Source organism: Salinicoccus halodurans, from assembly GCF_900114445.1.
Taxonomy (GTDB): Bacteria; Bacillota; Bacilli; order Staphylococcales; family Salinicoccaceae; genus Salinicoccus; species Salinicoccus halodurans.
Map to the genome: position 1 here is coordinate 653,813 of NZ_FOTB01000001.1, position 11,463 is coordinate 665,275.

Sequence of the window (11,463 nt, forward strand, 5' to 3'; positions counted from 1 at the left end):
AGTGTATGAATTGAGTCATCGTTATTTACCATTAACAGAAAAAGATAAAAATGAGATGCTGGACACAATCGGCATCTCAGATATATCTGAACTTTTCAGCGATATTCCCGAGAACGTAAGGTTCAAAGGTGATTTGAACATCAAACCAAAGAAGAGTGAAACTTCACTGCTTCGGGAATTGGGACGTATTGCAAACAAAAACATCACGACGGAAACACACGTCTCATTTTTAGGTGCGGGTGCATATGACCATTACATCCCTACTGTGGTAGATCATGTGATCTCACGTTCCGAGTTCTATACGGCATATACACCTTACCAGCCTGAAATTTCACAGGGTGAACTTCAGGCCATCTTCGAATTCCAGACATTGATATCCGAGCTGACTGCTATGGATGTGGCGAACTCATCAATGTATGATGGTCCGACTGCTTTTGCAGAAGCGGCAACGATGGCAGCCGGAAAAACACGCAAGAAGAAAGTCGTTGTTTCAAAAGGTGTCCATTACCAGGCGGTCGAAGTACTGAAAACATACTGTAAAGCCCAGAACATCGAAGTAGTAGAAGTGGGGCTGGACGGTTCATACACTGACCTTGAAAAGCTCGATGCAGCTTCTGATGAGGATACTGCAGCAGTTATGGTACAGTATCCTAACTTCCTCGGCTCTGTTGAAGATCTGGAAGCAATCGAAAAGATTGCCCATAAGAATAAAGGCCTGTTTGTTGTAAACAGCAATCCGCTTGCACTCAGTATTCTGACACCACCGGGTGAATTCGGCGCTGACATCGTGACAGGTGATACTCAGGTGTTCGGTATACCGACACAATTCGGCGGACCGCACTGTGGTTATTTTGCAGCGACAAGCAAATTGATGCGTAAAATGCCAGGAAGACTTGTCGGTCAGACTCAGGATGATGAAGGCAACCGCGGTTTTGTATTGACACTTCAGGCTCGTGAGCAGCATATCAGGCGTGATAAAGCGACAAGTAATATCTGTTCCAACCAGGCGCTTAACGCACTTGCATCTTCAGTTGCGATGAGCGCCCTCGGTAAAAAGGGCGCCGTGGAAATGGCAGAAAGCAACATTCAAAATACGTATTATATGAAAAATCAGTTGAAATCCAAAGGTTTCGAAGTACTGGATGGACAATCATTCAATGAGTTCGCAGTCAAACTTTCAAAAAACGTGGATGAAATCAATGACGTTCTTTATGATGATGGATTCATCGGCGGGTTCAACCTTGGCAGAGTAGATGAGAATTTCAAGAACCACATGCTTATTGCAGTCACAGAACTGCGTACTAAAGATGAAATTGATTCATTTGTTGAAAGGTTGGGTGAATACAATGCTTAAGGGATCCAGTCCTTTGATTTTCGAAAGAAGCACAGAAGACCGTTTCGCATATTCACTTCCTGATCTGGAAGTTGAAAAGCACGAACTATCCGATATCATCGATCCGAAATTCATACGTAAGACAAAGGCCGAGCTTCCTGAAATCAGCGAACTCGATCTGATGAGACACTATACAGAATTGTCCAATAAAAACCACGGTGTTGATTCAGGTTTCTACCCGCTCGGCTCATGTACAATGAAATACAATCCTAAAATCAACGAAAAAGTTGCCAGGATGCCCGGATTTGCAAATAGCCATCCTGAACAGAATGACAAGGCGATCCAGGGTTCACTGGAAGTTGTCTACGATATGCAGGAGCATTTGAAAGAGATTACGGGCATGGATGAAATCACGCTCCAGCCGGCAGCAGGTGCACAGGGCGAATGGACTGCATTGATGATGATCAAAGCATTCCACGAAGCGAATGGCGACCATAACCGTACAAAAGTGATTGTACCGGACTCTGCACATGGAACGAACCCTGCAAGTGCGGTAGTAGCCGGTTTCGAGGCGGTTACTGTAAAATCAAACGACAGAGGGCTTGTCGATATTGACCATCTGAAGACCCTGGTGGGGAATGACACAGCTGCAATCATGCTGACAAACCCGAATACACTCGGTCTGTTTGAGGAAGACATTATTGAAATCCGTGACATCGTTCATGATGCCGGCGGCAAACTTTACTATGACGGGGCCAACCTGAATGCCATCATGGCCAAGGTAAGACCCGGAGACATGGGATTCGATGCGGTCCACCTCAATCTTCACAAGACATTTACTGGACCTCACGGCGGCGGCGGACCAGGTTCCGGACCTATCGGTGTAAAAGCCGAACTGGCGAAATTCCTTCCTAAACCGCTTGTTGTAAAAGATGAAGATGACACTTACAGAGTAGAGCACAACGTACCAGACAGCATCGGCCGCGTTAAACCGTTCTACGGCAACTTCGGCATCTTCCTCCGTGCATATACCTATATCCGTACAATGGGACCCGACGGTCTTAAAGAAGTGTCAGAAAACGCAGTGCTCAATGCCAATTATATGATGAGGAGACTTGAAGGCACCTTCGAGCTGCCATACGAACAGCATTGTAAGCATGAGTTCGTGATCAGCGGCTCCAGACAGAAGAAAATGGGCGTACGTACACTTGATATCGCTAAACGTCTGCTCGACTTCGGCTATCATCCGCCAACAATATACTTCCCGCTTAATGTTGAGGAATGTATGATGATTGAACCTACTGAAACGGAATCAAAAGAAACTCTTGATGGATTTGTCGATACGCTGATCCATATCTCCAAAGAAGCTGAAGAGAATCCTGATATCGTATTGGAAGCACCGCACACTACAGTCATCGGACGTTTGGATGAAACGCTGGCTGCAAGAAAACCTGTACTCAGATTCCAACGTGAAGAAATCATAGAAGAAAAATAGCATTAAAAAAAGGACCCGCGGGTCCTTTTTTTAATACAGATCATTTTGATTTTGTTTTTATTTTTCCAGTCCATTTGCTGATGCCGTTTTTCAGCATGTAAATATCACTATACCCCTTTTTCTTGAGCATTTTTGCCGCTCTGACTGACAGCCTGCCATTATGATCATATAAATAGATCGGCTGATCTTTTCTTAATGAATTCATTTTCATAGAGAAGTTCATCATTGGAATATTCCTTGCGCCCATGATATGACCGTGTTCATACTTTTCCTTTTCTCTCAAATCAATCAATTGAACTCTTCTCAGGTCTTTTTTAAATTCTTCTTCCGACAGGGTTTTGACATTACGCATGTTCCTGTATCCGTTTAATAGAAGCAACAGCAGGACAACGACAGCCGCCAGAAGGATGATCATCCAATTTTCCAAAACTCATCTCTCCTTAAAATTTCACATAAGTATATTATAAAGATATTTGTTATACTTTTAAAGAGGAAATGATAAGGGAGAGATGAGGAATGTCAGAACGTGTCTGGTATTACATAGAAAGTCATAAGAATGATGCTTTTTATAATATGGCTCTCGATGAACTTTTGATGGAAAAGGTAAGAAATAGAGAACTGCCCGCTGTGCTCAGATTCTATGAATGGGAAACGCCGACTCTTTCTTTGGGTTATTTTCAGAAAGTCAGAAAAGAAATTGACCTGGAGCGCGTGGAATCATATGGATATGAAATGGTCCGCCGCGCTACAGGCGGCAGAGGAGTGCTCCATGATAAAGAACTGACATACAGTGTTGTTCTGCCTGAGAGTTATGAAGGGATGCCGGAATCCGTCACAGAGAGCTACAGAGTTCTTTCCGGCGGCCTGCTCGAGGGATTCAGAAATCTCGGGCTGGATGCCCATTTCAGCGTACCTCAGACAAAAGAGGAAAGAAAAGAACTGACCAGTATCAGGAGCAGTGTGTGTTTTGATACACCAAGCTGGTATGAGCTGGTAGTGGAGGGCAGAAAAATTGCCGGCAGTGCGCAAACCCGCCAGAATGGCATCATCATGCAGCATGGATCCATTCTTCTCGATGTCGATATCGATCATCTTTTTGACATGTTCAAGTATCAGAATCAACGCTTTAAAGAAAAGATGAAAAAATCCTTCAAGGAGAAGGCCGTGGCGATCAATGACATCAGTGAAAATCATTTTACCGTGGAAATGCTGTACCCGGCTTTTAAGAAAGGATTTGAAAAAGGGCTGGATATGAAGACGGCGCCCTATGAACTGACTGAGGAAGACACCGAAAGACTGGAAGAGATCAAAATCAAATATGTTTCCGATGATTGGAACTTCAGAAAATAACAAAAGCCGGATTTGAGAATCCGGCTTTTCCTATCGCTTGCTCTTTTGTCTGTATTTGCGCTTTGATTTCCTCAGCGCCTTCTTGTATTTCCTCTGGCTGGGTGTAAGGATGAAGAAATAATATATTCCGTAAACAATCAGTCCCAGAACAAGAAGGAATATCAGCGAGCTTACAATCATGTTGAGAAAATAATCTAGGTTTGTCAATAAACCTATTGCTGCGATAATCACTACTATATATAACAAGATTTTCTTCAAAATCAGTCTCTCCTTAATAATTTATTAAATGAATGGACCGCGACCTCCACCTGGGTGTCATCCGGTTGTTTTGTCGTCAGATACTGAAGCAGCAATCCCGGGATGCCGAGCCACTTCAATACCGGAATATCCCTCAATTTGTTTGTCAGCTGCAAAAATTCAAAAGATAAGCCGATTACAACAGGAATCAGTGCGATCCTGTTCAGGATTCTCACGTAGAATGGCTCTACTGGAACAAACATGTAGACGACGAAACCGACGAGTACCGTGAAAAGTATGAATGAACTCCCGCATCTGTAATGGAGCCGGGATTGCCTTTGAACATTTTCGACAGTCAGATCCTGATCATTTTCAAAAGTGTTGATCACTTTATGCTCCGCACCATGATATTGAAACAGTCTTTTGACCATCGGCGTCATTGAAATCACATATATATACCCCAGCAGGAGTATCAACTTGAAAACCGATTCCAACAGCACTTGTCCGAAATGCGAAGTCACTGTCCCCGAAAACACTTCTGCAATAAATACTGGTATCAATGTGAATAAAAATTTGCCGATGATGAATGACAGTATGCCGACAATAATCGTCGACAAGACCACTTTTGTTGAGTTGGCCGCCTGTTTTTCCTGCTCGATATTGACATCGTCTTCAGGGTCACGCTCATAGCGGTCTGTTGCAAAATCCAGATGTTTCATGCCGTATATGCTGGATTCCAAGATTGCGACATTTCCTCTCAGCAGAGGGACTTTCTTTAGATTTTTGACCCATTTCTTCTCAGGCCGTTCCATTTCGAAATATTCTATTTCATCATTATTTCTGCGGATGGCAGTTACCATCCGGTTTTTTGTCTGGAACATGACACCTTCTACGACGGCCTGTCCCCCTATGGTTGGTTTATCCATTAGCTACGCTTCTTTCTCATCAGTAATATTCACTGGCGCTGTTGAGCTGCTGTATCCCTTCATCAACAGCTTCCATGGAACCTGTATCTGCTCCATTTTCAACCGACTGCAGAGCACTTTCTATTTCATCATTGGCAAGCTGCAGGGAGCTGTGCTGCCTTTTGAGGTATTCATTGAGTTCCAAACCTTTGGCAGAACTTTCATAGGTGCCCATGGCATCTTTGATTCTGGAGTTTATTCCGTCCATATCCTCACTGATAATAGACAGATCTTTTTCTTCTTTGGCCTTCTGGATCAATGAACTGAGATTGGCCAGTTCTTTTTCCAGAGTGCCTGAATACTCACCTACGATTGAAACGTATTCATCAATGTCGGAATTGCCGATTACAGATTGCATTTTTGAAATATCCTCTTCCAGCGCATCCAGGCGAAGGGTGTTTTTCTGAACATTCACTTCCTCGGTCTGAAGCACCCCCTGGAGTTCTGCTTTTCTGTCCTCGGCCTCGGACAGCTGTTCTTCTGCGGAAGGACTTCCGCATGCCGATAATAAAAGTATGGGTAATAGTATATAAATTGATCTTTTCATGTATAATTTCTCCTGTACATCATTTTATTATTCTATCATGTTATGAAATAATATTAAATCAATAAGTTACATGAGTTTAAGAACTTTAAAACGTTGATATTACAGGCTTTGGCGTTTTATCCTTCCGTGCCAGTAAGCAACCGTTCATTATATTTTAGTCACATGGCAGTCACAATGCAGCGAGTGCTTTCAGCGCTTTTTCCTCTTCCAGATCTTCCTTCTCTTTTATCAGATGACTGTAGACCCTCAGAGTGATGTTTACGTTTTTGTGCCCAAGCCGCTTGCTGATGTAGTGTATGACACATCTTTAAAAATAAGCAGACTGCAATGTGTATGGCGCAATCCGTGGAAGCCGATCTCTTTTATTTTTATCTCTCTGCACAACTTCTTCAAATAGTACCCCATCGTGCCGGCTTTAATTGATGAGCCGCGATCTCTGAATACATAGCCGTTCATATTCCGAGGGAGGGCAGCGATAAACGTTTGGATTTCTTTCATGTCTCATGCCGTGACTTTGACTGTCCGGGCTTACACTCCCTGGGTGGGCATACATATTTTTTAATCAACGAACATCCACAATATCGCCTATATAGACATAACAAAACCGCCCCGAGAGGCGGTTACTTTAAAGGTTAGTATAAATTAAAATCTACTGTTTCGTTAGTGAACATATTATCTTTATATCTTAATGTTAAATCTTCATCACCTTTCGGTACTTCAAAAACAACGGTGCCTGACACATTCCCGCCAGGGTCCAGAGCCCCCGAACTTAGTTGCTCTCCAACACCATCAAGTGAGACGGTTCCGAAAGTGTCAGTGATGTTGCCATTCCCATCCTGTAATTCAAAGTTTAAAGCATTATAATTAATTTCTTCATCTGATCCATTTACTATATCAAGATTTATAATGACAAATTCATAACCCTCTTTTACTACTTCAAATTCCCCCGGTTGGCGTTTTTCTACATTAGTGACAGTGATCTGTTTGCCATCAATATCTGCGGTATCACCAACGCTGTACTCTTGTGCTTCGGGTGCTGTTTCTTCTTCAGTAGTCTCTTCGGATTCTTCCTTTGTTGCTTCCTCAGTCGTTTCTTCTGTAGACGTTTCTGATGATGCAGTTTCTGAATCCTCTGTAGTAGATGTATCTCCGCCACCACTAAATGCAGCGGTACAGGCCCCGAAAAGAATCAGTACACCGATAATAATAGCCGCCCATTTTTCTTTTGCTTTTCTTCTTTCATATGTAATACCTCCTAAATATTGTTAAATTAATTGTACCATGAATTTACTTATAGTAAGTAGTGAATTTTATAATATTACCTTGGACTTGCTATGCTGGTGTTTTTTTGGTCACAGAGCAGTCACCAAATCCGCGCCAATACTGGTGCTATGCACGGCGTTCATGTTATGAAATAATATTAAATTGAATACTACTGAAATCTCCAACGATTTAATGTAGAATATATTTGAAAGGTGGATGAACAATGATCAAGTATGAAAAAGTCAATGCACTACTGGATAATAGGAACCTTGATGCGCTTCTTATCATGAGTGATTATAACAGACGTTACCTGACAGGATTCACTGGTTCCAGCGGAGCGGTCATCATGACCAAGGATGAAAAGTATCTGATTTCCGATTTCAGGTACAAAGCGCAGGGCAGAGAACAGGCAAAGGATTTCGAATTTGTACTGCAAGATAAGGCTCTGCTTGATTTCATCATGGAATTTATGGAAGCGAAGTCTTTTGAAAGCGTTGGTTTCGAAGGGGAACATGTAAACTTCAACACTTTCGACAGACTTGACAGCACTTTTGATCTTGTACCACTTACAGGGGAAATAGAAAAGATCCGCATGTACAAGACTTCCGATGAAGTGGACCTGGTAAAAAGAGCCTGTAATATTGCTGATGAGACATATGAGTACATACTTAAATACATTAGGCCGGGCATGAGCGAACTTGAAGTGAGAAATGAAGTTGAAAACTACATGCGCAAACTTGGTGCAGAGGGTTCAAGTTTTGATATGATAGTTGCAAGTGGCTGGAGGGGAGCACTTCCCCACGGTGTGGCGTCGGAGAAGACAATAGAGTCAGGTGAAATGGTCACGCTCGATTTCGGCGCCTACTATCAGGGTTATGCCTCGGATATCACGAGGTCATTCGGTGTCGGTTCCGTTTCTGAGGAGATGGAGAAGATTCATGACATCGTCCTGAAATCACAGCTTGCTTCACTGGATGAAATCAGACCGGGAATGACAGGCAGGGAAGCGGACAAAATTGCAAGGGACATCATAGAGAATAGCGGATACGGTGCAAACTTCGGTCATTCACTCGGACACGGACTCGGTCTTGAAGTCCATGAAATGCCAGGGCTTTCCAAATCGAGTGATGTAAAATTGGAGAGCGGTATGATCGTCACTGTTGAACCGGGAATATATGTTGATGATGTCGGCGGTGTGCGCATTGAAGATGATTGCCTTGTCACGGAAAGCGGTCTCGAAAAACTATCACACAGCAGCAAAGAACTATTCATTCTATAATTTGAAACAGTCCAGAATTCTGAGGAGGAAAATTTTATGATTTCAGTAAATGATTTTAAAACAGGCCTTACAGTTGAAGTTGAAGGCAGTATCTGGAGAGTCATCGATTTCCAGCATGTAAAGCCTGGTAAGGGAGCGGCTTTTGTCAGAAGTAAACTCAGAAACCTGCGTACAGGTGCAATCCAGGAAAAAACTTTCCGCGCAGGTGAAAAAGTCGGCAGAGCCCAGATTGACAACAATAAAATGCAATATCTGTATGCGGACGGCGACAGCCATGTATTCATGGATAACAACACATTTGAACAGGTTGAACTTCAGGCCTCCGCCCTTGAAGATGAACTCAAATATCTGAAAGAGAATATGAATGTCTCCATCATGATGTATGAAGGTGAAGTAATCGGCGTTGAACTTCCTAAAACTGTCGAACTCGAAGTAACAGAAACAGAACCTGGCATTAAAGGCGATACTGCCAGCGGCGCTTCAAAATCAGCGACACTGGAAACTGGTCTGGTTCTGCAAGTACCATTATTCGTGAACCAGGGAGACGTTCTGGTCATTAATACAGAAGAGGGCTCATATGTATCCCGTGCCTAAAAATAAAAGCAGATTTCAATCTGCTTTTATTTTTGCTTGAATTGGTATGACCACTTGAGTAAAATAAAAGACAGTAATTTTTAATTGTTAAGGAGAAGTAAAACATGAATCTGGAATATATCGATAGTCTAATTGAAAAAATGGAAAAAGCATCATTGACAGAACTCTCCTATAAAGATGGAGATGTTGACATCAAATTAAAAAGGGATACCGGAAATCATCTGCAGGCTGCCGCTCCCGCGCAGGTTCCTATGCAGCAGCCAGCTGTTGAACAGGCACAGGCAAGCGCACCTGTCGAGGAAGGCAAAATGATCAAGGCACCGATGGTCGGGACGTTCTACAAGGCCGCCTCGCCGGAAGCGGATGCCTATGTTCAGATTGGCGATAAAGTCGATAACACTTCCGTGGTCTGCATCCTTGAAGCGATGAAGCTTTTTAATGAGATACAGGCAGAAATTTCCGGTGAAATTACAGAGATCCTTGTCGAAGACGGAGAAATGGTTGAGTACGACCAACCGTTGTTCAGAGTACGATGATCAATAAAATACTCATAGCAAACCGTGGTGAAATCGCAGTTAGGATTATCAGGGCATGCACAGAGCTGGGTATAGATTCTGTAAGTATATATTCAGAAGCGGATGCCGACAGCCTTCACCGGAAAATAGCCACTGAATCCTATTGCGTAGGACCAAAGCTTTCCAAGGACAGTTATCTGGATATGATCAGTATTATTACCATTGCCAAAAAGACAGGATGCGATGCCATTCACCCAGGATACGGATTCCTGGCGGAAAACAGTGATTTTGCTGAAATGTGCGAGGCTTCAAACCTCATTTTCATCGGTCCTATGCACGAGACCATTTCACTCATGGGTGTAAAAGACGTTGCAAAAGATACTATGAAAAAAGCAGGGGTGCCTACGGTACCCGGCAGTGACGGCGTAGTCGCTTCGATAGAGGATGCCAAAAAAATCGCAGCTGACATCGGTTATCCGGTCATCATCAAGGCAAGCTACGGCGGCGGCGGAAAAGGCATACGCGTTGCACGCACAGAAGAAGAGCTCGTCCAAAACTATAAGATGACAGAGCAGGAAGCGGAAAGTGCGTTCGGCAATAAAAGTCTCTATATAGAAAAATATATTGAGAACTTCAGACACATCGAAATACAGGTGATAGGAGATTATCACGGCAATGTCATCCATCTCGGAGAACGTGACTGTACTGTACAGCGCCGCATGCAAAAACTTGTCGAGGAAGCGCCAAGCCCCATACTTTCCGAAGAAAAACGTGTGGAAATGGGAGAAACGGCAGTCCGTGCTGCAAAAAGTATCGATTATATCGGTGCCGGCACCATAGAATTCATTTATGACCTGAACGACGACCAATTCTATTTCATGGAAATGAACACGAGGATCCAGGTGGAGCATCCAGTGACGGAATTGATAACTGGAATCGACCTTGTTAAAATGCAGATCAAAGTTGCACGTCGTGAAGCGATCCCTTATAAGCAGGAAGACATAGAAATAAAAGGGCATGCAATTGAATTCCGTATCAATGCGGAGAACCCTTATAAAAACTTCATGCCGTCAGCGGGAAAAATCACCGACTTTATCGTTCCGGGCGGTTACGGTGTGAGAATGGATACTGCATGTTATGCAGGTTATCGTATTCCACCGTATTATGATTCAATGATCGCTAAATTGATCACTCATGCTGATACCCGGGAAGAGGCAATCATGACTGCACAGCGGGCGCTTGGAGAATTCATAATTGGAGGGATAGATACGACGATTCCATTCCATTCGAACCTCCTTAAAAATGAAGCGTTCAGAACAAATGATTACAATACAAACTTCCTACAGGAACACGATGTAATGAAATAAACCGGTTGAAAACCTGCTTTTTCTTATTTCCAGCGAAAAAGCAGGTTTTCAATTTGCCGAATCTGTGCAATTAAATTCTATATTTTCTTCCATAGAGAAATAGCTGCAAGTTGTTTCTAATTTCACGCATAATCATGCTATAATAAACTGACGGGGTGATGAACATGAGAATCCAGGACGTTAAATCGAACTTGGGATTGATAGAGATTTCTTCTGAAGTGCTGGAAGTTATTGCAAGCATTGCAGTTACAGAAACCAAAGGCGTTCATTCATTGCAGAATAATTTTGCCAGTGGCAACTTTGAAAAAATAGGCAAAAAATACAGAGGCCGTGGAGTCAAAGTTGAAACTCAGGACAATGAAGTGCTGATTTCAATTTATGTGACTTTGGATTCAAAAGGCAAAGTGCATGAAACAGCTGAAAACATCCAGAAGAATGTCAGTCAGGCGATCAGGAATATGACTGATCATGTGGTTAAGGAAGTCAATGTACACATCGTAAATATTAAATAAGAATTC

At 42.9% G+C, this 11,463-nt stretch carries 14 protein-coding genes; 8 read left to right on the forward strand and 6 right to left on the reverse strand.

What is annotated here, in order from left to right; all coding sequences use genetic code 11:
- The first annotated feature begins 10 nt into the window (after window positions 1-10).
- On the forward strand, window positions 11-1,354 hold the full coding sequence (gene gcvPA / locus BM271_RS03300) for an aminomethyl-transferring glycine dehydrogenase subunit GcvPA (protein WP_046790206.1): 1,344 nt from the start codon (window positions 11-13) through the stop codon (window positions 1,352-1,354).
- Complete coding sequence (gene gcvPB, locus BM271_RS03305; RefSeq protein WP_046790207.1) at window positions 1,347-2,828, forward strand: aminomethyl-transferring glycine dehydrogenase subunit GcvPB; 1,482 nt, start codon at window positions 1,347-1,349, stop codon at window positions 2,826-2,828. Before gcvPA ends, gcvPB begins: the two co-directional genes overlap by 8 nt.
- Window positions 2,829-2,868: 40 nt before the next feature.
- On the opposite strand, the gene BM271_RS03310 is transcribed toward gcvPB, so the two are convergent.
- Window positions 2,869-3,255: a rhodanese-like domain-containing protein gene (locus BM271_RS03310; protein ID WP_046790208.1), complete on the reverse strand. Its 387-nt coding sequence runs from the start codon at window positions 3,253-3,255 to the stop codon at window positions 2,869-2,871.
- An 89-nt stretch (window positions 3,256-3,344) separates the two neighbouring features.
- Between BM271_RS03310 and BM271_RS03315 the strand changes: the two genes are divergently transcribed.
- A complete protein-coding gene (locus tag BM271_RS03315; protein ID WP_046790209.1) occupies window positions 3,345-4,178 on the forward strand; it encodes a lipoate--protein ligase family protein in 834 nt (277 codons plus the stop codon).
- 30 nt (window positions 4,179-4,208) lie between these two features.
- Here BM271_RS03315 and BM271_RS03320 read toward each other — a convergent pair whose 3' ends face one another.
- From BM271_RS03320 to BM271_RS14650, 5 genes are all read right to left on the reverse strand, one after another.
- Window positions 4,209-4,436 carry an SA1362 family protein gene (locus BM271_RS03320; protein ID WP_046790210.1) on the reverse strand — a complete coding sequence of 76 codons (228 nt, stop codon included), beginning with the start codon at window positions 4,434-4,436 and terminating at the stop codon, window positions 4,209-4,211.
- Between the two features lie 2 nt (window positions 4,437-4,438).
- Complete coding sequence (locus BM271_RS03325) at window positions 4,439-5,341, reverse strand: DUF1385 domain-containing protein (protein WP_046790211.1); 903 nt, start codon at window positions 5,339-5,341, stop codon at window positions 4,439-4,441.
- A gap of 19 nt (window positions 5,342-5,360) precedes the next feature.
- On the reverse strand, window positions 5,361-5,927 hold the full coding sequence (locus BM271_RS03330) for a hypothetical protein (protein ID WP_046790212.1): 567 nt from the start codon (window positions 5,925-5,927) through the stop codon (window positions 5,361-5,363).
- Window positions 5,928-6,185: 258 nt separating this feature from the next.
- Window positions 6,186-6,425 carry a site-specific integrase gene (locus BM271_RS03335; RefSeq protein ID WP_046790213.1) on the reverse strand — a complete coding sequence of 80 codons (240 nt, stop codon included), beginning with the start codon at window positions 6,423-6,425 and terminating at the stop codon, window positions 6,186-6,188.
- Window positions 6,426-6,559: 134 nt separating this feature from the next.
- The gene (locus BM271_RS14650; protein ID WP_082103663.1) at window positions 6,560-7,177 is read right to left on the reverse strand and encodes a DUF4352 domain-containing protein; all 618 of its coding nucleotides are present in this window, start codon (window positions 7,175-7,177) and stop codon (window positions 6,560-6,562) included.
- 236 nt (window positions 7,178-7,413) lie between these two features.
- Between BM271_RS14650 and BM271_RS03345 the strand changes: the two genes are divergently transcribed.
- The 5 genes from BM271_RS03345 (at window position 7,414) to BM271_RS03365 (ending at window position 11,457) form a co-directional block, all read left to right on the forward strand.
- The gene (locus BM271_RS03345) at window positions 7,414-8,469 is read left to right on the forward strand and encodes a M24 family metallopeptidase (RefSeq protein ID WP_046790214.1); all 1,056 of its coding nucleotides are present in this window, start codon (window positions 7,414-7,416) and stop codon (window positions 8,467-8,469) included.
- A 36-nt stretch (window positions 8,470-8,505) separates the two neighbouring features.
- Window positions 8,506-9,063: an elongation factor P gene (gene efp, locus BM271_RS03350; protein WP_046790215.1), complete on the forward strand. Its 558-nt coding sequence runs from the start codon at window positions 8,506-8,508 to the stop codon at window positions 9,061-9,063.
- A 104-nt stretch (window positions 9,064-9,167) separates the two neighbouring features.
- Window positions 9,168-9,599, forward strand: coding sequence for an acetyl-CoA carboxylase biotin carboxyl carrier protein (gene accB / locus BM271_RS03355; protein ID WP_046790216.1), 432 nt, complete (start codon window positions 9,168-9,170; stop codon window positions 9,597-9,599).
- Complete coding sequence (gene accC, locus BM271_RS03360) at window positions 9,599-10,945, forward strand: acetyl-CoA carboxylase biotin carboxylase subunit (protein WP_046791483.1); 1,347 nt, start codon at window positions 9,599-9,601, stop codon at window positions 10,943-10,945. The genes accB and accC overlap by 1 nt, the downstream gene beginning before the upstream one ends.
- Window positions 10,946-11,109: 164 nt before the next feature.
- Window positions 11,110-11,457 (forward strand): Asp23/Gls24 family envelope stress response protein, encoded by a 348-nt coding sequence (locus BM271_RS03365; RefSeq protein WP_052749852.1) that lies wholly within the window; start codon window positions 11,110-11,112, stop codon window positions 11,455-11,457.
- The last annotated feature ends 6 nt before the right edge of the window (window positions 11,458-11,463 follow it).

Excerpts from the sequence above, each read along its gene's own strand:
- gcvPB (WP_046790207.1), top strand. The coding sequence starts at position 1,347 with ATGCTTAAGGGATCCAGTCCTTTGATTTTCGAAAGAAGCACAGAAGAC.
- BM271_RS03315 (WP_046790209.1), top strand. The coding sequence starts at position 3,345 with ATGTCAGAACGTGTCTGGTATTACATAGAAAGTCATAAGAATGATGCT.
- BM271_RS03325 (WP_046790211.1), bottom strand. The coding sequence starts at position 5,341 with ATGGATAAACCAACCATAGGGGGACAGGCCGTCGTAGAAGGTGTCATG.
- BM271_RS03330 (WP_046790212.1), bottom strand. The coding sequence starts at position 5,927 with ATGAAAAGATCAATTTATATACTATTACCCATACTTTTATTATCGGCA.
- BM271_RS03335 (WP_046790213.1), bottom strand. The coding sequence starts at position 6,425 with ATGAAAGAAATCCAAACGTTTATCGCTGCCCTCCCTCGGAATATGAAC.
- BM271_RS03345 (WP_046790214.1), top strand. The coding sequence starts at position 7,414 with ATGATCAAGTATGAAAAAGTCAATGCACTACTGGATAATAGGAACCTT.
- efp (WP_046790215.1), top strand. The coding sequence starts at position 8,506 with ATGATTTCAGTAAATGATTTTAAAACAGGCCTTACAGTTGAAGTTGAA.
- accB (WP_046790216.1), top strand. The coding sequence starts at position 9,168 with ATGAATCTGGAATATATCGATAGTCTAATTGAAAAAATGGAAAAAGCA.
- BM271_RS03365 (WP_052749852.1), top strand. The coding sequence starts at position 11,110 with ATGAGAATCCAGGACGTTAAATCGAACTTGGGATTGATAGAGATTTCT.